This is a genomic window from Comamonas guangdongensis (assembly GCF_041079535.1).
Taxonomy (GTDB): domain Bacteria; phylum Pseudomonadota; class Gammaproteobacteria; order Burkholderiales; family Burkholderiaceae_C; genus Comamonas; species Comamonas guangdongensis.
The window spans coordinates 129,084-152,378 of the sequence record NZ_JBFYGN010000008.1 but is presented as its reverse complement, the minus strand read 5'-3'; the positions used below and the strand labels follow the sequence as shown (position 1 = coordinate 152,378).

The 23,295-nt window shown below is 64.4% G+C and carries 19 protein-coding genes; 10 read left to right on the top strand and 9 right to left on the bottom strand.

Translation table 11 applies throughout. The features are described from left to right. Positions 1-286: 286 nt before the first annotated feature. Entirely contained in the window at positions 287-1,000 is a 714-nt protein-coding gene (locus tag AB6724_RS09475) for an FHA domain-containing protein (protein WP_369338270.1), read from the top strand. A gap of 59 nt (positions 1,001-1,059) precedes the next feature. Here AB6724_RS09475 and AB6724_RS09470 read toward each other — a convergent pair whose 3' ends face one another. Continuing rightward, positions 1,060-1,209 (bottom strand): hypothetical protein, encoded by a 150-nt coding sequence (locus tag AB6724_RS09470; protein WP_369338269.1) that lies wholly within the window; start codon positions 1,207-1,209, stop codon positions 1,060-1,062. Between AB6724_RS09470 and AB6724_RS09465 the strand changes: the two genes are divergently transcribed. After that, a complete protein-coding gene (locus AB6724_RS09465) occupies positions 1,208-1,705 on the top strand; it encodes a pilin (RefSeq protein WP_369338268.1) in 498 nt (165 codons plus the stop codon). The genes AB6724_RS09470 and AB6724_RS09465 overlap by 2 nt on opposite strands. Positions 1,706-1,811: 106 nt before the next feature. Then, positions 1,812-3,494, top strand: a complete 1,683-nt coding sequence (locus AB6724_RS09460) for a PglL family O-oligosaccharyltransferase (protein ID WP_369338267.1) — start codon at positions 1,812-1,814, stop codon at positions 3,492-3,494. A gap of 66 nt (positions 3,495-3,560) precedes the next feature. On the opposite strand, the gene moaC is transcribed toward AB6724_RS09460, so the two are convergent. Then, complete coding sequence (gene moaC / locus AB6724_RS09455; protein WP_369338266.1) at positions 3,561-4,037, bottom strand: cyclic pyranopterin monophosphate synthase MoaC; 477 nt, start codon at positions 4,035-4,037, stop codon at positions 3,561-3,563. Between the two features lie 199 nt (positions 4,038-4,236). On the opposite strand from moaC, the gene AB6724_RS09450 reads away from it, so the two are divergent. Continuing rightward, positions 4,237-5,886, top strand: coding sequence for a M48 family metalloprotease (locus AB6724_RS09450; protein WP_439329845.1), 1,650 nt, complete (start codon positions 4,237-4,239; stop codon positions 5,884-5,886). Here AB6724_RS09450 and AB6724_RS09445 read toward each other — a convergent pair. From AB6724_RS09445 to AB6724_RS09435, 3 genes are all read right to left on the bottom strand, one after another. After that, positions 5,845-6,195 carry a phage holin family protein gene (locus AB6724_RS09445; protein WP_369338264.1) on the bottom strand — a complete coding sequence of 117 codons (351 nt, stop codon included), beginning with the start codon at positions 6,193-6,195 and terminating at the stop codon, positions 5,845-5,847. The two genes, AB6724_RS09450 and AB6724_RS09445, sit on opposite strands and share 42 nt — an antisense overlap. A gap of 109 nt (positions 6,196-6,304) precedes the next feature. Beyond that, the gene (locus AB6724_RS09440; RefSeq protein ID WP_369338263.1) at positions 6,305-6,763 is read right to left on the bottom strand and encodes a hypothetical protein; all 459 of its coding nucleotides are present in this window, start codon (positions 6,761-6,763) and stop codon (positions 6,305-6,307) included. Between the two features lie 126 nt (positions 6,764-6,889). After that, positions 6,890-7,648 carry a TerC family protein gene (locus AB6724_RS09435; RefSeq protein ID WP_369338262.1) on the bottom strand — a complete coding sequence of 253 codons (759 nt, stop codon included), beginning with the start codon at positions 7,646-7,648 and terminating at the stop codon, positions 6,890-6,892. 443 nt (positions 7,649-8,091) lie between these two features. On the opposite strand from AB6724_RS09435, the gene AB6724_RS09430 reads away from it, so the two are divergent. Beyond that, positions 8,092-8,511: a DUF3717 domain-containing protein gene (locus AB6724_RS09430; RefSeq protein ID WP_369338261.1), complete on the top strand. Its 420-nt coding sequence runs from the start codon at positions 8,092-8,094 to the stop codon at positions 8,509-8,511. Between the two features lie 109 nt (positions 8,512-8,620). On the opposite strand, the gene AB6724_RS09425 is transcribed toward AB6724_RS09430, so the two are convergent. Further along, the gene (locus AB6724_RS09425; RefSeq protein WP_369338260.1) at positions 8,621-9,181 is read right to left on the bottom strand and encodes a YaeQ family protein; all 561 of its coding nucleotides are present in this window, start codon (positions 9,179-9,181) and stop codon (positions 8,621-8,623) included. 130 nt (positions 9,182-9,311) lie between these two features. Then, positions 9,312-10,691 carry an adenylosuccinate lyase gene (gene purB / locus AB6724_RS09420; protein WP_369338259.1) on the bottom strand — a complete coding sequence of 460 codons (1,380 nt, stop codon included), beginning with the start codon at positions 10,689-10,691 and terminating at the stop codon, positions 9,312-9,314. A gap of 170 nt (positions 10,692-10,861) precedes the next feature. Between purB and AB6724_RS09415 the strand changes: the two genes are divergently transcribed. Next, complete coding sequence (locus AB6724_RS09415) at positions 10,862-11,479, top strand: glutathione S-transferase C-terminal domain-containing protein (protein ID WP_369338258.1); 618 nt, start codon at positions 10,862-10,864, stop codon at positions 11,477-11,479. Between the two features lie 459 nt (positions 11,480-11,938). On the opposite strand, the gene glnE is transcribed toward AB6724_RS09415, so the two are convergent. Then, on the bottom strand, positions 11,939-14,719 hold the full coding sequence (glnE, locus tag AB6724_RS09410; protein ID WP_369338257.1) for a bifunctional [glutamate--ammonia ligase]-adenylyl-L-tyrosine phosphorylase/[glutamate--ammonia-ligase] adenylyltransferase: 2,781 nt from the start codon (positions 14,717-14,719) through the stop codon (positions 11,939-11,941). A 183-nt stretch (positions 14,720-14,902) separates the two neighbouring features. Here glnE and AB6724_RS09405 point away from each other — a divergent pair, with 183 nt between their 5' ends. The 4 genes from AB6724_RS09405 (at position 14,903) to AB6724_RS09390 (ending at position 22,451) form a co-directional block, all read left to right on the top strand. Then, entirely contained in the window at positions 14,903-18,928 is a 4,026-nt protein-coding gene (locus AB6724_RS09405) for a YhdP family protein (RefSeq protein WP_369338256.1), read from the top strand. Next, positions 18,925-19,740 (top strand): carbon-nitrogen hydrolase family protein, encoded by an 816-nt coding sequence (locus AB6724_RS09400; protein ID WP_369338255.1) that lies wholly within the window; start codon positions 18,925-18,927, stop codon positions 19,738-19,740. The genes AB6724_RS09405 and AB6724_RS09400 overlap by 4 nt, the downstream gene beginning before the upstream one ends. A gap of 125 nt (positions 19,741-19,865) precedes the next feature. Beyond that, entirely contained in the window at positions 19,866-21,815 is a 1,950-nt protein-coding gene (locus AB6724_RS09395) for a two-component system sensor histidine kinase NtrB (RefSeq protein ID WP_439329850.1), read from the top strand. Between the two features lie 6 nt (positions 21,816-21,821). Continuing rightward, on the top strand, positions 21,822-22,451 hold the full coding sequence (locus AB6724_RS09390; RefSeq protein ID WP_369338253.1) for a response regulator transcription factor: 630 nt from the start codon (positions 21,822-21,824) through the stop codon (positions 22,449-22,451). 161 nt (positions 22,452-22,612) lie between these two features. Here AB6724_RS09390 and AB6724_RS09385 read toward each other — a convergent pair whose 3' ends face one another. Then, positions 22,613-23,272 carry a YiaD family glycine zipper/OmpA-like lipoprotein gene (locus AB6724_RS09385; RefSeq protein ID WP_369338252.1) on the bottom strand — a complete coding sequence of 220 codons (660 nt, stop codon included), beginning with the start codon at positions 23,270-23,272 and terminating at the stop codon, positions 22,613-22,615. Positions 23,273-23,295 lie beyond the last annotated feature (23 nt).

Below are 23,295 nucleotides of genomic sequence, written 5' to 3'. Positions count from 1 at the left end.
GGCCCGCGTTCCCTTGGGGACGCGGGCCTTTTGCATTGGCGGGCCGCAATTTCCGGTTCACGGGGCTGTGCCTGGCGGCGAATCAGTCTGATGCAGGCCTGGTAGAAAAAAACGATGGAAGGATTGGACTCCATGTATTTTGTGGAATAACATTCAGCGATTGTTTGCGTTTCATTCAGTTACGATTGAAGAATTCGAACCCAATCGCACGTAAAGTGTGAGTGTTTCCTCTCCCCATTCGTGCCGCCAAGTTGGGGCTTGGCCGTTTCCCCAGGAGCATTCCTGCATGCCGACCTTGGTCATATCAATCGACGGTGCCGTCATCAAAGAGGTGAAGCTCACCAAGGAGCGCACCACGCTGGGCCGTCGCCCGTACAACGACATCGTGATTGAAAACCTGGCCGTCAGCGGCGAGCATGCGGTGCTCACCATAGACAGCGGCATGGTTGTCATCGAAGACCTGCGCAGCACCAATGGCACTTATGTGAATGGCAATGCTATCCAGAAGCAGCCTTTGCAAAATGGGGACCTGCTGGATATCGGTCGCTACAAAATCCGCTTTCTGAACGACAGCCCGGTCGCTGCCCAGGTGCCAGCTGCACACGGGGACAAGGCCCTGGTGCATATTGCCGAAGATGTCGATAGCGGCTATTCCAAGCTCAGGAGTGCTTCTGGCTTTGGCGAAATCTCCAGCTTTGCATCGACCGTGCACGGTGTCGCCTCGGCCCTGACCGAGCGCCATGCCATGATCCGCATGCTCACCGGCAGCATGGCCGGCAAGGAAGTCTCTCTCTACAAGGTGGTCACCACCCTGGGCAAGCCCGGCGTGGCCATTGCCTCCATCACCCAGAAGCCCCATGGCTTTGTGCTGACTCAGCTTGAGGGTGACAGCTCGGCTCTCAGGCTCAACGGCCAGGTCGTGGGCCCGCTGTCCGTGCCCTTGCTCAACGGCGATACCGTGGAACTGGCCGGCAGTTCCATGCGCTTTGTCGTGCAATAAGGCGCGAGCCGCTCGCGCGACCTCAGTCGGCGGCGGATCGATTGCCTCTGACATTTTTGTCAGATTTGGCTCTGAGGCGTCAAAAATGTAAATTCTTTTGGTAGAGGTGCAAGCAATCGTGTCAGTCTTGCTGGCTTCTTTGCTGGATGCGTACTTGGCACGCTGCTTGCTTGATGAAAGTGGTATTCATCCATCAAGGGAGTTTTCATGAAGCGTTCCATTCAAAAGGGTTTCACCCTGATCGAACTGATGATCGTCGTGGCGATCATCGGTATTCTGGCTGCCGTGGCTCTGCCTGCTTATAAGGACTACACCATCAAAGCGCGTATGTCTGAAGTGGTGCTGGCTGCATCGCAGTGCCGAACGACCATCAGCGAAACCGTCCAGAGCATGAATACGACGGCCACGCTCTCAGGCTCCAATGCTTTTGGTTGTGATGCCACGACTCCGACAAAGATGGTGGCATCGATCACAACAGATTCCAATACTGGCGCTATTACAGTCGTGCCGACTCAGAATATCGGCGTATCCACTACACCCGCAGCAGGCACCGACGAAATCACGCTGACCCCCTACAAAGACAGCTCTAACGGCGCATATGCGCTGAATACAGCGACCACCGGTGGTCAAGGCACCCAAGTGTATGAATGGAAGTGCACATCCAAGGGCATCGCAAATAAGTATGCACCTGGCTCTTGCAAGTAAACTGTCAAGCGCATTAAGCGTTTGATTCAATGCAAGAAGGGGGCATAGCCCCCTTTTTCTTTGGTCTCGAGAGCCTCGAATGACTTCAGTCTCATCTTCACGACCCTTGTCCATTATCGCGTTGGCTGCACTGGTTTATGCATTGTGCTGGCTGCTGCCCAATCATCACTGGCCGTGGCCAGATTTTTATTCCGATGCATGGGCAGGCCTGTCCATGTGGGTGATTGCGGCAGTCGTACTGTGGAAAAGCAGGCAGTTCACCACGCTGGAATGGCACACGCTCGCGTTACTTGTTCTGGCATGCTGCGGCATTATCTGGGGGCAATACGCAGCAGGCTTACTCAAGGAGTTGGGGCAAGCATGGACCAGCACGCTGTATCTGCTCGGGCTGCTGATGGCTTTGCTGACAGGATCAGCTTGGGAGCGCTGGAATCCAGGGCAATGTGCTGATTTCCTGTTTCTGGCCGTGCTGGCAGGAGCCAGCGGATCTTTGATCGTGCAATTTCAGCAATGGCTTCTGATCAATCCAGGAGATATGTTCTGGTTATTCCTCCCGCCGCCGCCGAGGAGATTCCATGCCAACCTGGGGCAGCCTAATCAATTAGCCACGTTGCTGTGCCTGGGTGTGCTGGCCTGCGGGTGGCTGCGCGAGCGAGGCCGGCTCAGCGGATGGGCAGCCTGGGTATGGGCTGCGCTGCTGGCCGTTGGGCTGGCTTTGACGGAATCGCGCACAAGCTGGGTAGTCATTGCCGGCTCGCTGACTGCGCTGGTGCTGTGGCGCAAACAGCTGAAGATAGAAGGCAGGATGATTGCAGCCGCCCTGAGTTGGACGACATTCTTTCTGCTATGCACGGTGGCGCTGCCCCATGTCAATCTCTGGCTGGGCCGCACGGCGGAACTGCAGGAGCTTCGCGACATATCCACTAGCGAACTGCGGCTGATCTATTGGGCCAAGCTGTGGCAAGCGCTGGTGGCCCAGCCGTGGTTGGGATACGGATGGATGCAGACCAGTTTTGCTCAGCTCACGTCAGACCCGTATGCGATGCTGACCGGAGGTACTTTTAGGCATGCTCACAATCTATTTTTGGATTTGTGGGTTTGGCTGGGGATTCCACTAGGATTGACGGTATCCCTGATTCTGGTGATATGGGCTTTTAGGGCAGTGCTCCGCATCAGGCAGCGTGAACAGCTTTGGATGCTGCTGTTCGTCTTTGCGCTGATGGTTCACGCCATGCTGGAGTATCCGCTGTACTACGCTTACTTTCTGCTGCCGCTGGGCCTGATGCTGGGAGCACTGAATGTGACGCAGGGATTCAAGCCTGTAGCACGCATGCACTTTGGGCTGGCTGCTAGCGCACTGGCGCTAGCAGGCGCTGGGTGGATTGTTACCGCATACGACTATGTGCGCATTGAGGAGAATTTTTTTACACTTCGCTTCGAGCACGAACGGCTGGCTAAGCCAGGGGAGTACGCCGAACCACAAGTGATTGCTCTGACGCAGTTGCAGGATATGTTGTGGCTGGCCCGGGTGGATCCGTTAACCACCCATGGTGCACCTGATCTGGAACGGGCAGTGCGAATTGCCAAGCTTTTACCCAGCGTTGTGGGTATGTACAAGCTGACGGCCATGTATGCATTTGCAGGGCAGCCTCAACAGGCGGAGTACTGGGTGATAGTCATGACACGGATGAACGGCCTAAAACAAAAAACCGTGCAAGAGATACGTCGTCAATGGGAAGAGCAAGCGGCCAAGTATCCACCGATGGCAGACGTGAAATGGCCGGTATAGGTGATAGGTGCCTATGCACTTTCAAGCGCCATTCTGCTCGCACCAGTGCGACCTTGGTGCGAACCCTCAAGCCGCTATCCAGTCCCCCGACTTCCCCCCGTGCTTCTCCAGGACCCTCACTCCCTCCATCACCATCCCCTTATCCACAGCCTTGCACATATCGTAGATAGTCAATAAACCGATTTGCACCGCAGTCAGGGCTTCCATTTCCACGCCAGTTTGTCCATGCAACTCAACCGTGGCGGTGCAGAGGATGGAGCTGGATTCGGGCTGTAGTTCAAACTCCACGGCCACGCGGGTCAGGGCCAGGGGGTGGCACAGGGGAATCAGGTCGCTGGTCTTTTTGGCGGCCATGATGGCAGCGATGCGGGCCACGCCGAGCACATCGCCTTTCTTGGCCGTGCCGCTTTGAACAATGGCCAGGGTCTCGGGTTTCATGCTGATGCGGCCTTCGGCCACGGCCACGCGGTGGGTGGCGGGCTTGGCGCCGACGTCCACCATATGGGCCTGGCCCTGGGCGTCGAAGTGGGTGAGGGCGGACATAAGCTTCTCTTTCCTGCGGGCTGGCATGGCCAGGGCCCGCAAATTTGCGTTTTCAGGTTCGGGCGCCGCAGATGGGCCGGCTTGGAGCAGGCTTGGATGTTGCAGCGCAAATCAATCAGGGCATCATAGTGGGGTGTTGAACTGCTGGCAGCTCAGAGTCCTGAATGCTGGCAATGTCGTGATTGCCATGCCATTTTTGATGCAAAAACCGCCCAAAGTCCATGCGCTGAAAGCGCTAGTAGCTTCTGTTTTGATAGCTATTCAATGCGCTGCCCCCATGTTGAATCCGGCTCAGGCCGCAGGTCTGCCGACGCTGGGGGATGGCGCTTCATCGCTGACCACGGGCGAGGAGCGGCGGCTCGGGGACTCCATCGCCAAGGAGCTGTACCGCGATCCGGACTATCTCGACGATCCCGTGCTGCAGGAATATGTGGAAGGCATCTGGCTGCATCTGCAGAGCGCGGCGCGCAAGAACGGCGAGCTTTCGCCCGAACTGGAAGAGCGTTTTGCCTGGACGCTGCTGCTGGGCAAGGACCGCCAGGTGAATGCCTTTGCGCTGCCCGGCGGCTATATGGGCGTGTATCTGGGCTTGATCGGCGTGGTCAGCAGCGGGGATGAACTGGCTTCGGTCATCGCCCACGAAACCAGCCACATCACCCAGCGCCATATTGCGCGCATGCTGGCCCAGCAGGGCAAGCAGACGCCGCTGATGCTGGCTTCCATGCTGCTGGGCGCTCTGGCGGCCACGCGCAGCCCGGATGCGGCCATGGCCATCATGATGGGCGGGCCGGCGGCGATGATGCAGAACCAGCTGAATTTCTCGCGCGCCATGGAGAGCGAGGCGGATCGCATGGGCTACAGCCTGATGGCGCCGGCCGGCTTCGCGCCCCAGGGTTTTGTGAGCATGTTCGGCAAGCTGGAGCAGGCCAGCCGCTTGAATGACAACGGCAGCTGGCCCTATCTGCGCAGCCACCCGCTGACCACGCAGCGTATCGCGGACATGGATTCGCGCATGCCGCCCGGCAAGCGCGCGGCGGCGCCGGCGCCCACGCTGGAACACGTCATGATGGCGGCCCGCGCCCGCGTGATTTCCAACTCCGGCGTGGATGTGCTGCGCCAATGGGCGGTGCTGCCGCGCTCCGGCAGCTTTGCCGGCCAGCCCCAGACGGAGCAGCTGAGCCAGCTGTATGCAGCCACGCTCAGCGCCATGCAGCTGCGCGACTGGAAGACGGCGCGCGAGATGGTTCAGCGTCTGCTGACGGCAACGGCCGGCGATGCTGAGGCAAGGATTCAGGCGCAGTGGCTCAATGCCGAACTCGAATACCGGGCCGACAATCCCCAGGCCGCACTGGCGGCCCTGCCGCTGCAATCCGGCACGCCAGCGGGGCCCAGGGCCGAGCCGCGTCAGGCCGGGCCACGTCAGGCCCCGGCGCGCGATACAGGCCCCAGCCTGGCCACGGTGAATGTGGTGGAGCATGTGGGGCCGCGCCGGCCGGAGCTGCTGCTCAAGGCCGATATTCTGCTCAAGCTCGATCAGGCCGGCCCCATGGCCGGCCCTCTGCAGACCTGGGTGACCGAGCATCCGGCGGACGGCACGGCCTGGCAGACCCTGGCGCGCGTCTGGCGCAGCCAGGGCCAGGAGATGCGCGCGCTGCGTGCCGAGGCCGAGGCCCAGGTCGCGCATTACGACTATGCGGCGGCGGTGGATCGTTTCAAGGCGGCCCAAGATCTGGCCCGCAAGGCCGGGGCCAAGGCCGATTACTTCGAGGCCTCCATCATCGACACGCGACTGCGCGCGGTGGACGAGTTACTCCGGGAACAGCTGCGCGACAAGACGATCAATAAGTAGGCCCAGCACCGAGTAGATCAGCGCGCCCAGCATGGCGGCCCAGAAGCTGGTGACATGAAAGCCGCCCAGCAGGCCCGAGGCCATCCAGAACATCAGGCCGTTGACCACCAGCAGGAACAGGCCCACGGTGATGATGGTCACGGGCAGCGTCAGCACCACCAGAATGGGGCGGATGACGGTGTTGAGCAGGCCTATGACCAGCGCCGCAATCATGGCCGAGCCGAAGCTGTGCACCTGAACGCCGCTGTAGACATAGGCGACCCCGAGCAGGGCCGCAGCGCAGAGAAGCCATTTGACGAGGATTTTCATGCCTTCAGCATAGCAGCAGGCTGTGGCTATGGCTCACGGAAGCCACGCATAAAAAAGCCCTGCCCGGTTTTTGCCCGGCAGGGCTCAATATGGTGTGCGGCAGATGCTCTTAAATCGAGAGCGAATCGTCGAGCACAAAACCCAGCATCGCGGCCAGGGCGGCCATGGTGCCGGGCAGATTCCAGCGGCGGCCCATGGGCGCCGTCTGGGCGGCGGTTTGCGCGCTTTCCTGCTTGGGGCGGCGGGCGTCGATGATCTGCGCCGCGCCGTGCTCCTGCTGCAGCTCGGCCACCAGCTCGGTCAGCGGTCCCTTGGCCAGCACGGGTGTGACCTTGGCACCGGCCTGGCCCATGACGGGCAGCAGCGCCGCAAACAGCTTGTCGGCCCATTTGCCGCGCCAGTTTTCGCGGGCCCGGTGGCTGACCCACTTGCTCACCCGATGGGTCATGCGCGGTGCGCAGGCCACCAGCAGCCAGTGGGAGGGAGCCGCCTGGCTGGAACCCGCAAGTGTCTGGAGCATGGGCAGGGCGTATGCGGCGTCATCTACGTAAACAATGATGGGCTTCAAAATGGTTCCTTCGTGAGAACGAAAGTCGGGGAGTGCGGACTCCCCGGGAGTCGATGGGCCTTATTGTGAATCCTGCAGGAAGTGCCGCCGCGGCGGCATCCCTGCAGCAGCCTCAGGTTTTGGCCATCAGTGCTGGGCCGCGGGGGCGGGACGGCGGCTGGCAATGAACTTGCCCAGGGCCAGTACCAGCAGTGCACCGGCGATATGGGCGGTCCAGTACAGGGTCTGGGAAATCTCGGCCAGGCCCTGCTCGTCGGTGCTGCCCAGCTTGGGCATCCACAGCCATTGCTCGGTGTTGACGAACAGCGGGTCGGTCACCAGCATGCCGCCGGCAATCCAGCCCAGCAGCATGCCGCCGGCCACGATGATCAGGGGGAAGCGCTCCATGAGCTTGATGACCAGCTGCGAGCCCCAGACGATGATGGGGATGGAGATCAGCAGGCCCAGGGCCACCAGCAGCATCTGGTGCTCGCCCGAGCTTTGCGCGGCGCCAGCGATCGCGATCACGTTGTCCACCGACATCACCAGGTCGGCCACGATGATGGTCTTGATGGCGGCAAACAGCTTGTCGCTGCCCTGGATGTTGTCATGGCCGTCCTCGTCGGGAGCGATCAGCTTGATGCCTATCCACACCAGCAGCAGAGCACCCACGAGCTTCAGGAAGGGCAGGGCCAGCAGCGTCATGGCAAAGGCGATCAGCACGATGCGCAGCACGATGGCGCCGGCCGTGCCGTAGATGATGCCCTTGGTGCGCTGCGCGGGCGGCAGCTTGCGGCAGGCCAGCGCGATCACGACGGCGTTGTCGCCGCCCAGCAGGATGTCGATGATGATGATTTGCCCGAGCGCTATCCAGAATGGGGCGTGGGTCAGAAAGTCCAGATCCATGGTTGTTGTTTCCTCTTTGTCGAATGCCACCGGGGCGCGGGCCGCCGGCACCAAATGACCGTTGTGACGTAAGCCGAAGCGACTGTCCGGGCGAGGAAGAAAACCATGCTCGGGGAGTGCACCTTGATCGACCGTCATCGGGTCCATCAAAGGTCTTGCTCGATTGCAGCGTGACTGCAATCCGAATGGCCGGAAGCCTAGGCTTCGTATTGACGACCGATCCGCTGCCGGCACAGACATGCCGGATAAGCTACTCCCCTTCGAAGTGGTGAATTTCAACACAGCATGCGGGGGATGACAAGCCGCAAAACCTGGCTAGTTCACAGGTTTTATAGCGTTTGAGTCGGTGGGAAGGCTCTTCGATGCTTTGTCTTTTGCTATCAATAATGAAGCAACCCCGCGGGGGCAAACCCTGGGCCGGCGGCTTATGATTCGGCTCTCTCATGACTGCCATCCACATCACCGACATCGAAGCTGCGATCAACTACTGGCGAGGCCGCGCTCCGTCGCCCGATGGCGTGCTGCTGGCGCCCGAGGTGCGGGCGCTGGCCGAGGTCTATGCGCTGATGATTCACGGCCGCGAGGACGAGGTGGCCGTCGCGGGCTTTCCGCCCTATGCCATGGCGGCCTGGCTGGTCTGGTACGACACCATGCCCGACACGCCCTGCATTGCCATCTGCTCCACCAGCCAGGGCGACGAGAAATGCAAGGGCTGCGGGCGCAGCTTTGATGAGGTGCAGCTGTGGACGGCCATGGAGCCCGCCGACAAGCGCGCCGTGTGGCGGCGCATCACGGCCGAGGGGGACTCCTGGCGTTTTACCCGCTATGCCGAGCGGGCCGCGGAGCTTAAACACACCCCCTGAGGCGCTACGCGCCTTCCCCCTCTCTCGCTTCGCGGGATGGGGACGATGCCATCGCTGCGGGGCGGCCCTTGCTCGGCACCCCGCGCCAATGCCCGGTCAGGTCTGTGCCTTACTTCCAGCGCACGGGTTCCACAAATACCGTGCCCAGATTGCTGGACAGCGTCAGCTGCCCCTCCTGGATCGTGGCCTGCAGCTGCATGCTGCGCTCGGCCAGGCTGCCTAGCTGCTGGGCGATCTCGGAGTCGATATAGAGCACTTCCAGCTTGTCCTGGCGGTTGACCTTGCCTTCCAGGCCCTTCCACCAGACATGGGAGGCGTGGTGGAAGGGGTAGACCAGCACATGGTCGGACTTGTTGCAGGCCTTGGTGATGGGCTTTTCGTCGGGCTGGCCGACCTCGATCCACAGGCGCTTCTGGCCGGTGAAGTCGGTGATGTGCACGTCCGGATCATCGGGGTCGGACAGGCCCACGCCAAAGCCCAGCGTGCCGTCGCCGTTGCACAGGTCCTGCAGCTGGTGGGCGTTGAGCGCCAGGGCCACGAGGCGCACCATCATGCGCTCGTCGGTCTCGCTGGGGTGGCGCGCCAGGGTCAGGTTGTGGTCGGCGTAGTAGTTGTGGTCGATGTCGGCAATCGACAGATTGGCTTTGAAGATGGTGGACTTGATGGCCATGAGGCGCCCCGCCCGCGGGCAGGCTTTCTAGAAATTCTCAAAAACAAGAGCTGCCACCGCAGATGATCTCTGCAATTGGCAGCTCCTGAATACTGAAGCGCTTTCAGATCAAGCGCAAGCAGCTATCGTTTTAAATGCGCTTGGCCAGCTCGGCAGCCTTGCCGATGTAGGAAGCCGGCGTCATGGCCAGCAGACGGTCCTTGTCGGCCTGGGGAATTTCCAGACCGTTGATCAGGCGGTGCAGGTCTTCGGCCAGCACGGTCTTGCCGCGCGTGACTTCCTTGAGCTTTTCGTAGGCGCCCTGCACGCCATAGCGGCGCATCACGGTCTGGATGGGCTCGGCCAGCACTTCCCAGGCGTGGTTCAGGTCTTCCTGCAGGCGCTCTTCGTTGAGTTCCAGCTTGTTCAGGCCGGTCATCAGCGAGGCGTAGGCCAGCGTGGTGTAGCCGAAGGCCACGCCGATGTTGCGCAGCACGGTGGAGTCGGTCAGGTCACGCTGCCAGCGGCTGATGGGCAGCTTTTCGGCCAGATGCTTGAGCATGGCGTTGGCCATGCCCAGATTGCCTTCGCAGTTCTCGAAGTCGATGGGGTTGACCTTGTGGGGCATGGTGGACGAGCCGATCTCGCCGGCCTTCAGGCGCTGCTTGAAGAAGCCCAGGGACACATAGCCCCAGATGTCGCGCGATAGGTCGATCAGGATGGTGTTGGTGCGAGCCATGGCATCGAACAGCTCGGCCATGTAGTCATGGGGCTCGATCTGGATGGAATAGGGCTGGAAGCTGATGCCCAGACCCTTGGGCTCGGCGGACTCCACCACCTTCTGGCTGAAGGCTTCCCAGTCGAACTCGGGCCAGGCCGACAGGTGGGCGTTGTAGTTGCCCACGGCGCCGTTCATCTTGCCCAGAATCTTCACGCCGGCGATGTTGGCGGCGGCCTTTTGCAGGCGCACGACCACGTTGGCCAGTTCCTTGCCCACGGTGGTGGGGGAGGCCGTCTGGCCGTGCGTGCGGCTCAGCATGGGCACTTCGGCATAGAGGTGGGCCATTTCGCGCAGCTTGGCGATGATGCCGTTAATGGCCGGCAGCAGCACGGTGTCGCGGCCGACGCGGATCTGCAGGGCGTGGCTGGTGTTGTTGATGTCTTCGCTGGTGCAGGCAAAGTGCACGAACTCGGCGGCTTTTTGCAGCTCGGCGCGGCCGTCGAACTTGCCCTTGATCCAGTACTCCACGGCCTTCACGTCGTGGTTGGTGGTCTTCTCGATGGCCTTGATGGCGTCGGCATCGGCTTCGGAGAAGTTGGCCACCAGAGCGTGCAGATAGTCGCGCGATTCGGCGGACAGAGGCGCGAACTCGGCAAAACCGGCGTCCGACAGGGCGATGAACCAGGTCACCTCCACCTGAACACGGCGGTGCATATAGCCGTATTCGCTCATGATGGGGCGCAGGGCGGACAGCTTGGCGGCGTAGCGGCCGTCCAGCGGGGAGATGGCGGTGAGGGAGGACAGGTTCATGGTGGCGCAATTGTAGGTGCGCAGCAGCAATCGCACGCAGCGCTGGGTTGCTCGGTGGCTGTGGCAGGCACGCCTACAAGCCCTGTGCGGCGGCAGCCGTGCCGTCATTCCAGCGCATAGAATCATCGCACCGGCCCGTCGCCGGTGACTCGTGTCATGGAACCGCTGCTATGAAACTAATAGGCTCCACCACCAGCCCCTTTGTGCGCAAAGTCCGCGTCGTGCTGGCCGAAAAGAAGCTGGACTATCAATTCGTCGAAGAGAACCCCTGGGAGGAAGTACTTTCACCCGGTACTGGCAATCCTCTGGGCAAGGTGCCGCGTCTGGTGATGGACGGCACGGAGGCGATGTTCGACTCGCGCGTCATCGTCGAATATCTGGACACACTTTCGCCGGTTGGCAAGCTGATTCCGGGCACGGGCCGCGAGCGCGCCGAGGTCAAGACCTGGGAGGCCCTGGCTGACGGCATGCTGGACGCTGCGGTTCTGGTGCGGCTGGAGGCCACCTGGCCCGGGCGCAGCGCAGAGCAGCGCAGCCAGGCCTGGATGGATCGCCAGATGGGCAAGGTCCGGGCCGCGCTCAAGGTCATGTCGCAGGGATTGGGCGAGAAGCCGTTTTGCTGTGGTGGCACACATCTGACGCTGGCCGATATCAGCGTCTGCTGTGCCCTGGCCTGGCTGGATTTCCGCTTTCCCGAGATGGACTGGCGCGCCGAACACCCGAATCTGGCCGCCTTGCTGGCCAAGATCGGTGCCCGTCCCAGCTTTGCGGCGACAGAACCTCGATGACCCCCTGAGTCGCTGCGCGCCTTCCCCAAGGGGAACGACGGCCTTTGCTGCGGGGCGGCCCTGGCTGGCCGTCTCACGCGTGGGACGCGCCAGTTTTATACGCCATGCCATGAGTAGCTGGGGGCATGCGCTGCACCAACGAAAAAGGCCACCGGACGGTGGCCTTTTTGCTGGGTAATAAAAAAGTTGCGAAGCATCCCGAAACGAATTAAGAGAGGGAGGGAGGAGAAGCGCTCCGGGGGCTTTCAATGGGTGAACCCAAGGGCTTCGCAACATCAAAATCGGCTCGTGCAGGCCTCTCGAATTCCCTGCACCTGTCTATCAGATGCGACACTGTTGCAGAAGTTCCAGCCCCTGTGGGTTTCGAATTTGTAACAGTTTGAGGGCGCCCGCTTTTTGCCTGTAGGCCGATTTTGATCATTGCTGCCAGCGCCGCCGCAGGCGGCTCCGGCAGCGGCTTCAGACCGTGGAATCGGCGAATACAGCCTGCCACAGCGCCAGCACCGCATCGCGCTGCGGCTGGGCCTGTTCGGGCGGCAGCTGGCCCGAGCGCTCGTCCAGGCGCGCCACGTGCTGCAGGCGGCGCAGCTCCCGGTAGGCCGCGGCCGCCGCATGGCCCACGCCGGCGGGCAGCAGGCCCGCCTCCTCGGCGCGCTGCAGCAGCGCGATATTGCCCAGGTTGGCGATCAGCTCGGGGTGGCTGGCCGACTCGGACAGCACCAGATACTGCACGGCAAACTCCACATCCACCATGCCGCCCGGACTGTGCTTGACGTCGAACAGGCCGCTGCGCACGGGATGGGCGCTGCGCACCCGCTCGCGCATGGACTTGATCTCGGTGCGCAGCGCCGCCGCATCGCGCGGCGCGGTGATCACGGCCTCGCGCACGGCGTCGAAGCGCTCGCGCAGCTTCATGTCCGTGGGCGCTAGGCCCGGCGGCGGCGGAAAGTCGGGGCTGCCGAGCACAAAGCGCGCGCGCGTCATGGCCTGATGCTCCCAGGTCCAGGCGGTGTTGCTGCCGCGCTGCTGCTGGTAATTGGCATAGGACTCGAAGCTGGTCACCAGCAGGCCCGAGTTGCCGTTGGGCCGCAGCGCGGTGTCGATCTCGAACAGATCGCCCTCGCCGGTTTTCACGGTCAGCCAGTTGATGAGCTTGCGCACAAAGGCCGCGTAGACCTCGGGCGCGCGCTCGTCGTCGTCGTCGAACACGAAGACGATGTCCAGATCGCTGCCGTAGCCGAGCTCCTTGCCGCCCAGCTTGCCGTAGCCGATGATGCCGAAGCGCGGCGATTCGCGGTGGCGGTTCTTGAGGCGGGACCAGCACCAGCGGGCGGTGACGCGTAGCACGCTGTCGGCCAACGCGCTCAGGTCGTCGGCCACCTGCTCCACGCTGATGCGGCCCTCGATGTCGCGCGCCAGGGTGCGGAAGACTTCCGCATGGTGGGCGCGGCGCAGCAGATTGAGCAGGGTCTCGTCGTCGTCCTCGCCCGTGGACCGCAGGGCCGCCAGGCGCAGCGCCAGCTCATGCTCGAATTCCGCCGCCACGAAGCGCTCCTTCAGGATGGCGTCGCTGGCCAGCTCGTCGATCACGCCCGGGTGCTGCTGCAGATAGCGCGCCGGCCAGCGGGCCGCACCCAGCAGGTGCAGCAGCCGCTCATGGACCGCGGGGCGCTCCAGCAGCAGCGCCAGATAGCTTTCGCGGCGCAGCAGCGGCTCCAGCCATTGCAGAAAGCGCTTGGCGGCCTCCTCGGAGGCCTGGCGGCCTTCCACCCACTGGGCCGTGCGCTCCACCAGCCGGAACAGGCGGGCCCGGGCTTCATCGCGCAGGCCCGTGATGCGCGCGTTGCTGCGCCAGTCGGCCACCTGGCCGGCCAGGGTCGGCGGCAGCAGCCCGATCAGGTCTTCGATTTCCTGCGGCGTCGGCGTGCCGTTGGGCGCGGGCCGGGCCGAGCCGCAGCGGCCGTTGCCGCATTGCTGCGCATCGCCGCCCAGCAGGGTGTCGAACTCCTGGGCCACCAGTTCGCGGTGCTCGTCGAATTGGTGCAGAAAGCTGCAGGCATCGGCAAAGCCCATGGTGCGGGCGATCCACAGCAGATCGTCGTCGCGCGTGGGCAGCACATGGGTCTGCTGGTCGTCCAGATATTGGATGCGGTGCTCGACCTGGCGCAGGAACACATAGGCGCGGCTCAGGGCCTCGGCAATCTCGGCATGCATCAGATTGGCGCGTACCAGGCGCTGCAGCGCTTCCAGCGTGGGGCGGCAGCGCAGTTCGGGGAACTGGCCGCCGCGCACCACCTGCAGCAGTTGCACGATGAATTCGATCTCGCGGATGCCGCCGCGCGAGAGCTTGACGTCGTTGGCGCGCTCGGGGTGGCCGGCGCTGCGCCTGGAGGCATGCTCGCGGATCTGGCGGTGCAGGCTGCGCAGTGCGTCGAACACCGCATAGTCCAGATAGCGACGGAACACAAAGGGCAGGACCGCGCCGCGCAGCGCCTGCACATTGGGCGACTGCACGCAGTCATAGGGCGCGACCACGCGGCTCTTGAGCCAGGCAAAGCGCTCCCATTCGCGGCCATGGGTCTGCAGGTATTCCTCCAGCGAGGCCAGCGAGACCGCCGGCGGGCCCGAGTTGCCATTGGGCCGCAGGGCCAGGTCCACGCGGAAGACCAGGCCGTGCTCGGTGGTGTCGCCGATCAGGCCGAAGATGCCTTTGACGGCGCGGCCGAAGTATTCGTGGTTGGAGATCACGCCGCGGCCGTCGGCCTGGCCGGCGGTTTCGCCGTCGTGCTCATAGACGTAGATCAGGTCGATGTCGCTGGAGACATTGAGCTCGCGCGCACCCAGCTTGCCCATGCCTATGATCCACAGCTGCACCTCCTGGCCCGCGGGGCCTTGGGGGGCGCCATGGCGGGCGTCGAGTTCGGTGCGCACCTGCTTGCAGGCGCGGTCCAGGGCCAGCTCGGCGAGTTCCGTGACCGCCTTGGTGACCACGGCCAGCGGTGCTTCCTGCTCGCAGTCCAGGACGATGAGGCGTTCCATCACCAGCTGGCGCAGCACGCGCAGGGAGGCGGACAGATCGAGCTCGCGCGCCTGCAGCGTGGCCAGGGCCCGCTCCATCAGGGCCCGGTCCGGAGGGCCGGGAGGCAAGACATCGAACCAGTCTTCGTAACGGCGGTGCAGGCGCTGGACAAAGCGCGAGTACTGGGCCGGGGAAGAAGCATTCAGGGTGTTTTCTGCCATTGCTTGCTCTGGGGACTGCATACGGACCGTTAAAAATGGTGCCGAACGGGCAGGTAACCGACACGGCAACGTATGGTTACCGAAACGCGCACAGGGGTGCCGGTCATAATTCCTGCCATTGCTAGGCCACCGATGATCGAACCGAAACCACTCCCAACTCGCCAAATCCATAGGCTGGCCAGCTTGGCTCGGTGGTCACTGGGACTGGTCCTGGGCCTGTGGCTGCTGCTGGCTTCCGTGTGGGGGGTGCTCCATTTCCTGATTGTGCCGCGAATCAGTGAGTGGCGCCCCGAGCTGGAAACCCTGGCCTCACGCACCCTGGGTGTACCGGTTTCCATAGGCTCGCTGGCCGCGCGCCGCGAGGGGCTGGTGCCCACCTTCGAGCTCGGCGACGTGGTGCTGCATGACCCCGTCAGCGGCAGCGAGGCCTTGCATCTGCATAGGGTCGTGATCGCGGTTTCCGCCCATTCGCTGATGACCTTGGGCGTGGAGCAGATTTATGTGGAGGCGCCGGATCTGACCGTGCGGCGCGCTCCGGACGGCCAGGTCTTTATCGCCGGCATGGCCGTCCCGGCCAGCTCGGGCCGCAGCTCCGGCGCCGACTGGATTTTTTCCCAGCCCGAGATCGCCATACGCCACGGCAAGCTGCAGTGGGTGGACGAGATGCGCCAGGTGCCGCCCCTGCAGCTGGAGGAGGTGGATCTGGTGCTGCGCAACAAGGGCTGGGGGCATGCGCTGCGGGTGGACGTGACGCCCCCCAAGGAATGGGGGCAGCGCTTCACGGTCATGGGCAGCTTCCGCGAACCGCTGCTTTCCGTGCACGAGGGGCGTCTCGAGCGCTGGAGCGGCCAGGCCTACCTGGATTTCGCGCATATCGATCTGTCGCAGCTGGGCCAGTATCTGGGACCGCAGGAGTGGAAGCTGCAGCAAGGCAATGGCGCGGTGCGCGCCTGGCTGGAGATCGGGCGCGGTCAGCCCGTGGGCGTGGTGGCCGATGTCTCGGTCCAGGCGCTGCAGCTGCAGTGGCAGGACCAGCCCAAGCCGCTGCAGCTGCAGGCCCTGCATGGCCGGCTCAGCGCCAGAAGCCAGAATGGCTACCATTTTGCGGTTCAGGGCCTGAGCTTTACGGCCAGCGACGGCCTGAGCTGGCCGCGCGGGGATTTCAGCCTCAACTATGTGCCTACCGGAGCCCCGGGCCAGGGCAATCAGGGCGAGCATGGGGAGCTGCTGGCCGACGGCATTGATCTGGCCATAGCCGCCCAGCTGCTGCAGCGGCTGCCGGTGCCGGAGTCGGTACAGAGCCGGCTGCAGGCGCTGCAGCCCGGCGGCCAGCTGCGCCAGCTCAAGCTGTCATGGCGCGGCCCGGCGCAGCAGCCCGCGCAGTTCAAGGCCTCGGGCGTGCTGGAGCAGCTGAGCCTGCGCTCCCAGCCCTCCGCCCAAGGGCCGCACAGCATAGGCATGCCGGGCTTCAGCGGCCTGAGCGGCAGCTTCACGCTGGACCAGGACAGCGGCGAGGCCAATCTGACCAAGGCGCCGGGCGTGGCCAGCGCGGTACTGAGCTTTCCCGGCGTGTTTGAAGATCCGGATATCGCGCTGGACCAGCTGGAAGCCGGCTTGCGCTGGCAGCTGCAGGGCCAGAGCATCAAGGTACAGCTGCCCAAGCTGCGCTTTGCCAATGAGGACACGGCCGGCCAGGCCCATGCCACATGGCAGACCGGCGCCGGCAGCGAGGCCCAGCCGCGCTTTCCCGGCATTCTGGACCTGCAGGGCCAGCTCAGCCGTGCCAACGGCGCCCGCATTTACCGCTATCTGCCCCAGGACCTGGGCAGCGATGCGCTGCGCTATGTGCGCGAGGCCATCACCTCGGGCCAGGCCAGCGCGGTGAACTTTCGCGTCAAGGGCGAGCTCGACCATGTGCCGTTCGAAAAGCCGGGCCGCGGGGATTTCCACATCAGCGCCCAGGTTCACGACGTGAACTACCAGTTCGTGCCCGGCTATCTGCTTGGCCCCGGCGAAAAGCCCTGGCCGCCCCTGACCCGGCTCGCGGGGGAGCTGGTGTTTGACCGCAACTCCATGACGGTGCGCAAGGCCAAGGGTTTCCTGGGCCATACGGCCATCGTGGTGGACGAGGCCCAGGCCGGCGTGTCCGACTGGAACCAGACCGAGGTGGAGGTCACGGCCAAGGCCCACGGCGCTCTCGCCGAGATGCTGAATGTGGTGCAAGCCTCGGCCCTGTCGGGGTTGACGGCTCATGTTCTGGATAACAGCCGGGCCACCGGCAACGCCGGGCTACACCTCAAGCTGCACCTGCCCACCATGCATATGGAGCGCAGCAAGGTGCAGGGCGAGCTGAGTCTGGCCGGCAACATGCTGCAGCTCATGCCCGAGGTGCCGACATTGAGCCAGCTGCGCGGCAGCGTGCAGTTTTCCGAGACCGGCTTTCAGCTCTCGGGCGTGCAGGCCCAGGCCCTGGGCGGCGAGGTGCGCCTTGAGGGCGGGATGAAGCCCGGCGGCGAGCCCGTGCAGATCCGTGCCGAGGGGCTGGCCACGGCCCAGGGCCTGCGGGATTCCAAGGAGCTGGGCGAGCTTGCGGGCCTGGCCCGGCAGCTGCAGGGCCAGGCGCGTTACGGCTTGCAGATCAAGGTGCGTCACAGCGTGCCAGAGATCAGCCTGCAGTCCGATCTGGTCGGCATGGCCGTGCAGCTGCCGGCGCCTCTGGGCAAGGCCGCGGACATGCCCCTGCTGCTGCGCGTCAACCGCCTGGTGCCGGCCGTGCCCAAGCCGCTGACCGATCAGATCAGCCTGCAGTGGGGCAGCAACGGTGCGGCCTTGCTGGAGCGCGATATCAGCGGCGAGCAGGCCCGCGTCAGGCGCGGCAGCGTGGAGTGGCTGGCCGGAGGCAAGGCCGAGGCCAGCCTGCCGTCCTCGGGGCTGCAGGCCCGGGTGCAGCTGCCGGTGCTGGACCTGGATGCCTGGAGCGGCCTGCGGCCCGAGAAGGCCGGCGGCGCTGCCGTGCGTGCGGAAGAGGAGTCCTGGCGCCAGTTTCTGCCCCAGCAGCTGGCGCTGAAGGCACAGGAGGTCAAGCTCCACGGCCGCTCGCTGCACGATGTCTCCCTGCAGCTCAGCCATGCCGACCGGGCCTGGACCAGCCAGATCCAGGCCAAGGAGCTGGCCGGCCGCATCGAGTACCGGGAAGCCTCGGCGCAGGAGCCGGGCGGACTGGTCATTGCCAAGCTCTCGCGTCTGGCGGTACCCGAGGGCGAGGACGAGGCTCTGGACGCTGCGGCCGCGCAGCAAAGCGCGGTGAGCGAGCTGCCCTCGCTGCAGATCAGCGTGGATGATTTCCAGCTTGGCAAGCGTTCCCTGGGCAGCGTGGATGTGCAGGCGCGCAATCACTGGCTGGCGGCCGGTGCGGGGCAGAGCGAATGGCAGCTGTCGCGCTTCAACATCAGTACGCCGGAGGCGGTGCTGACCGCTCAGGGCCACTGGAGCATGCGTTCCAGCGACAAAAAGCACCCGGGCCAGACCCAGCTGCAGTTCCAGCTCAATCTGCGCGACGTGGGCAAGCTGCTCAACCGCTTCGACATGCCGGGCGTGGTGGCCAACGGCCAGGGGGCCATGCAGGGCGAGGTCAGCTGGACCGGATCGCCCGTGGCACCGGACTTCAAGACCCTGTCGGGCGCCGTGCACCTGGATGTGCAGAAGGGCCAGTTCCTCAAGGCCGATCCGGGCCTGGCCAAGCTGCTGGGGGTGCTGAGCCTTCAGGCCTTGCCGCGGCGGCTGACGCTGGATTTCCGCGATGTGTTTCGCAACGGCTTCTCGTTTGACTTCATGCGTGGCGATGTCAACATCCAGCGTGGCATCGCCAGGACCAACAATATGCAGATGAAGGGCGTGAACGCCGCGGTGCTGATGGAGGGTTCGGCCGATATCGACCAGGAGACCCAGGATCTGCATGTGGTGGTGGTGCCGGAAATCAACGCGCTGTCGGCTTCGCTGGTGGCCACGGCCATCAACCCGTTGGTCGGCCTGAGCAGCTTTCTGGCCCAGATGGTGTTGCGCGGACCGCTGATAGCGGCCACCACCAAGGAGTTCCACATCCACGGCAGCTGGGAGGATCCGCAGGTCACGGAGCTGCCGCGGCGCAGCGTTCCCAAGGCCGGCGCCGAGGATGCGGGCAAGCCCGGCACAGCAAAGGAGACACCATGAAAATTGCCGCCCTGCAAATGGTCTCGGGCCAGGAGGTCGCCGCCAATCTGGCCCAGGCCCGCAGCCTGATGGCGCAGGCCGCCGCGCTGGGGGCCGAGCTCGTGGTGCTGCCCGAGTATTTCTGCGCCATGGGCGCCAGGGACACGGACAAGCTGGCTTATCGGGAGATCTTTGGCCAGGGGCCGATCCAAGACTTCATGGCCAGGGCCGCCGAAGAGCTGCAGCTGTGGGTGGTGGCCGGCACCCTGCCGCTGGCGGCCGATGACGCCCAGCATGTGTTCAACAGCAGCCTGGTGTATTCGCCGCAGGGCGAGTGCGTGGCCCGCTACGACAAGATCCACCTGTTCCAGTTCGAGAACGGCCGCGAGCACTATGCCGAGGCCGCCGTGGTGCAGGCGGGAAGCCGGCCCGTGGTCTGCGATATACAGGCCCGCAACGGCGACAGCTGGCGCCTGGGCCTGAGCGTCTGCTACGACCTGCGCTTTCCCGAGCTGTACCGCACCCTGAGCGCGCAGGGCGCGGATCTGCTGCTGGTGCCCAGCGCCTTCACCTACACCACGGGCCAGGCGCACTGGGAGGTGCTGCTGCGCGCCCGCGCGATCGAGAATCTGGCCTATGTGCTGGCGCCGGGCCAGGGCGGAGTGCACGAAAACGGCCGTCGGACCTGGGGCCACAGCCTGTTGATAGACCCCTGGGGCGAGCCGCAGGCGCTGCAGTCCGGTGGGCCCGGTGTGGTGCTGGGAAACCTCAGCCGTGAACGGGTGCAGCAAGTGCGGCAACAATTGCCGGCTCTCACTCATCGCGTGCTGTGACCGATTCGACCGCCTCCCCCGCCGAACTTCCCGAAGATCATCTCGCCCGTTGGCCCTGGCGGCGCTGGCGCCTGGCCTGGCGCCGCTGGTCGTTGTGGACCGTGCTGGTGGCGTTGGTGGTCAGCATGCTGGTCACCATGGTGTGGCTGGCCGGGCGCTATGAAGCCACCCAGGTGCAGGAAAAGCTGGAGCGCGATACGGCCGACGCCGTGGGCGACATCCGCGCCGCGCTGAACCGCAATCTGCAGGATCTGCTGGCGCTGAACGCGCATAGCGAGGACCGCGGCGCCTGGCGCGAACATGCGGACGAGCTGCTGCAGCAGCGCCGGGAGCTGATGCGCATCGAATGGCGCCGCACGGATATGCGCATGCTGGCCCATGCCGAGACGCCGTACCGTACCCTGCGCTGGGAGGACGAGGCGTCGGAGCTGCATTCCGGAGAGGTCCTGACCTGCACCCAGGCGCGCCGCGTCAACGGGCCCTCCTATTCGCCCAGCCGCTTCCAGCTGCTGGGCGAGGGCCTGGGCATGGAAACCATGCAGGTCTGCATGCCGCTGACGGAAAACGGCCATGTGGTCGGCTATGTGCTGGGCACGTACAGCCTGCAGGGCATTCTGCTCAGCCAGGTCGGCAAGTCCTTGCCGCGCACCCAGGAGGTTTCGTTCACCGAGCCCGATGGCACTCGCCTGGCCCTGGTCGGCGCGGCCTGGCGCGGCTCGCGCATGTTCACGGCCCAGCAGCTGCTGGATCTGCCCGGCAACACCCTGGTGCTGCGCATGGACAGCTGGCACCACGCGCCCAGTGTCTTCCCGAACGTGATGACGGCGCTGGTGACGGCCATGTCGGTGGCTTTGATGTCGGTGCTGGTGGTGCTGGTGCGCGACAACCGCCGCCGCCTGCGCGCCGAGCGGGATCTGGGCGATGCGCTGGCCTTCCGCAAGGCCATGGAGGATTCGCTGGTCACGGGCATGCGCGCACGCGATCTGCAGGGGCGCATCACCTATGTGAATCCCGCGTTCTGCAATATGGTGGGCTTTACGGCCGAGGAGCTGCTGGGCCTGAATGTGGCGCCCTACTGGCCGCCCGAGCTGGCCGAGGAATACACGCTGCGCCGCGACAACCGCCTCTCGGGCGCCTCGCCGCCGCCGCGCCAGGGGCACGAGAGCGTGTTCATGCGCAAGGACGGCTCGCGCTTTCCGGTGCTGATTTTCGAGGCGCCGCTGATCAACGCCCAGGGCCAGCACACCGGCTGGATGAGCGCCTTCATCGACATCAGCGAGCAACGCCGCATGGAGGAGGTCTCGCGCGCTTCCCTGGAGCGTCTGCAGGCAACGGCGCGCCTGGCCACGGTGGGCGAGATGGCCTCCATGCTCAGCCACGAGCTGACCCAGCCGCTGGCGGCCATGTCCAGCTATGCCACGGGCTCGCTGAACATGCTCGCGCACGGGCCGGCCTCTGACAGCGCCGCGCAGCTGCAGGGGCAGCTCGGGGATTTGCGCACAGCCATGGAGCGCATCAGCTATCAGGCCGACCGTGCGGGCAAGGTCATTAAAAGCGTGCGCGATTTTGTGCGCCGCCGCGACCAGTCGCGCGAGGTGGTGGCTCCCGCGGAGCTGGTGGAGGCCGTGCTGCCACTGGTCAATCTGCAGGCGCACAAGCTGGGCGTGAGATTGGAGCTGGAGCTGCAGACCGGTCTGCCCGCCGTGCTGTGCGACCCCACCATGGTCGAGCAGGTGTTGCTGAATCTGGCCCGTAACGGCATGCAGGCCATGGATCTGCCGCAGTTGCAGGAGCGGGTATTAACCCTGCGCGTCAGGCGTGCAGCCGAAGGCGAGGGACAGCGTTGGGTAGAATTTTCCGTGACGGACGGCGGCGCCGGCATTTCTGCGGAAGTGGCCGAGCAGCTGTTCACCCCCTTCTTCACCACACGCGCCGAGGGGATGGGCCTGGGCCTGAGCCTGTGTCGCACCGTGGTGGAGCAACATGGTGGTCATCTGGACTACCGCCCGCACTTCCCGCAGGGCACGGAATTCATGTTCACATTGCCGGCTCATAGGGAACCCAGGGAGAACTGAGCTTTCATGGAACCTGTAACCGACGCTACCGTCTACATCGTGGACGACGATGCCGATGTCCGAGAGGCCCTGGCATGGCTGCTGCGCTCGCGCAGATTGCTGAGCGAGTGCTACCGCAGCGCAGAAGACTTCGAAGCCGCCGTGCTGCAGGCGCCGCCCGTGGTGTCGCGGCCCTGCTGCCTGCTGCTGGATATGCGCATGACGGGCATGAGCGGCCTGTCGCTGTTCAACCGCATGCTCGAGCGCGGCGAGATCGAGGCCATGCCGGTGATCTTCCTGACCGGCCATGCCGATGTGCCCACGGCCGTGGACACGGTCAAGCGCGGCGCGTTCGATTTCTGCGAAAAGCCTTTTTCGGACAACGCGCTGGTGGACCGCATAGAGCAGGCCCTGGCCCGCTCCGCCGAACACCTAGCGGCCATGCAGGCGCGTAAGGCGGTGCGCGGCCGCCTGGACGAACTCACCGACAGGGAAAAAGACGTGATGCAGCTGGTGGTGGAGGGCGTGCCAAACAAGCTGATCGCCGATCAGCTGGACATCAGCGTGCGCACCGTGGAGGTGCACCGGGCGCGGGTGTTCGACAAGATGCAGGTCAAGTCGGCCGTGGAACTCGCGAACTTGCTTCGCACCCCCTGAGGCGCTTCGCGCCTTCCCCCTCTCCTTCGGGGGGGGACGACGCCTTCGCTGCGAGGCGGCTCTTGCTTGGCGTCCCTGGCATGAGGATGCGTCAGTTTTGCAGGACAGCACCCATAAAAAAGCCCCGCATTGCGGGGCTTTGGGCTCAGGTAAAAGCCTGATTACTGGCGGGCGCGCTCGCCCACGAAGATTTCCACGCGGCGGTTGCGCGCGCGGCCTTCGGCGTTGGCATTGGAGGCCACGGGCTGGCGCGAACCCATGCCTTGCACCTGGATGCGGGCGCCGTTCACGCCGCGCGATGTCAGATAGTTGCGGGTGCTTTCGGCACGCTGCAGCGACAGCGGATCGTTGATGGCATCGGAGCCGGTGCTGTCGGTGTGGCCGATGATGCGCACCTCGGCATTGGGATTGTTGCGCAGGCCGTCGGCAAAGCGGTCCAGGATGGGCGCGAAGTTGCCCTTGATGTCGGCGCGGCCGGTGTCGAACGAGATGTCGCTGGGGATGTCCAGCTTCAGCTGGTTATCGGCGGTCTGGGTCACGCCCACGCCCGTGCCCTGGGTCGCGGCTTCCATGTCACGCTTTTGCTTTTCGAGGTTCTGCGACCAGATATACGAGCCCAGAGCACCCACGCCCGCGCCAATCAGTGCGCCGGAGCCTGCATGGCCGCCAGCGATGGCGCCGATGGCGGCACCGCCCAGAGCGCCCACGCCGGCGCCCGTGACGGTGCGACGCGTGGTGTCCGACATGCCGCCGGTATTGGCACAGCCGGTGATCAACAATGCAGAGGCCAGAGCGGCCGTCACAGCCATTTGCTTGCGCATAAAAAACTCCTTTTGTTAACAAT

What these genes read in the sequence shown, in the direction of transcription:
- AB6724_RS09465 (WP_369338268.1), top strand. Translation starts at nt 1,208, where the DNA reads ATGAAGCGTTCCATTCAAAAGGGTTTCACCCTGATCGAACTGATGATC.
- AB6724_RS09445 (WP_369338264.1), bottom strand. Translation starts at nt 6,195, where the DNA reads ATGAAAATCCTCGTCAAATGGCTTCTCTGCGCTGCGGCCCTGCTCGGG.
- AB6724_RS09390 (WP_369338253.1), top strand. Translation starts at nt 21,822, where the DNA reads ATGGAACCTGTAACCGACGCTACCGTCTACATCGTGGACGACGATGCC.
- AB6724_RS09385 (WP_369338252.1), bottom strand. Translation starts at nt 23,272, where the DNA reads ATGCGCAAGCAAATGGCTGTGACGGCCGCTCTGGCCTCTGCATTGTTG.
- moaC (WP_369338266.1), bottom strand. Translation starts at nt 4,037, where the DNA reads ATGTCCGCCCTCACCCACTTCGACGCCCAGGGCCAGGCCCATATGGTG.
- AB6724_RS09450 (WP_439329845.1), top strand. Translation starts at nt 4,237, where the DNA reads ATGCAAAAACCGCCCAAAGTCCATGCGCTGAAAGCGCTAGTAGCTTCT.
- AB6724_RS09430 (WP_369338261.1), top strand. Translation starts at nt 8,092, where the DNA reads ATGACTGCCATCCACATCACCGACATCGAAGCTGCGATCAACTACTGG.
- AB6724_RS09400 (WP_369338255.1), top strand. Translation starts at nt 18,925, where the DNA reads ATGAAAATTGCCGCCCTGCAAATGGTCTCGGGCCAGGAGGTCGCCGCC.
- AB6724_RS09475 (WP_369338270.1), top strand. Translation starts at nt 287, where the DNA reads ATGCCGACCTTGGTCATATCAATCGACGGTGCCGTCATCAAAGAGGTG.
- AB6724_RS09395 (WP_439329850.1), top strand. Translation starts at nt 19,866, where the DNA reads ATGCTGGTCACCATGGTGTGGCTGGCCGGGCGCTATGAAGCCACCCAG.
- purB (WP_369338259.1), bottom strand. Translation starts at nt 10,691, where the DNA reads ATGAACCTGTCCTCCCTCACCGCCATCTCCCCGCTGGACGGCCGCTAC.
- AB6724_RS09470 (WP_369338269.1), bottom strand. Translation starts at nt 1,209, where the DNA reads ATGAAAACTCCCTTGATGGATGAATACCACTTTCATCAAGCAAGCAGC.
- AB6724_RS09435 (WP_369338262.1), bottom strand. Translation starts at nt 7,648, where the DNA reads ATGGATCTGGACTTTCTGACCCACGCCCCATTCTGGATAGCGCTCGGG.
- AB6724_RS09425 (WP_369338260.1), bottom strand. Translation starts at nt 9,181, where the DNA reads ATGGCCATCAAGTCCACCATCTTCAAAGCCAATCTGTCGATTGCCGAC.
- AB6724_RS09415 (WP_369338258.1), top strand. Translation starts at nt 10,862, where the DNA reads ATGAAACTAATAGGCTCCACCACCAGCCCCTTTGTGCGCAAAGTCCGC.
- glnE (WP_369338257.1), bottom strand. Translation starts at nt 14,719, where the DNA reads ATGGCAGAAAACACCCTGAATGCTTCTTCCCCGGCCCAGTACTCGCGC.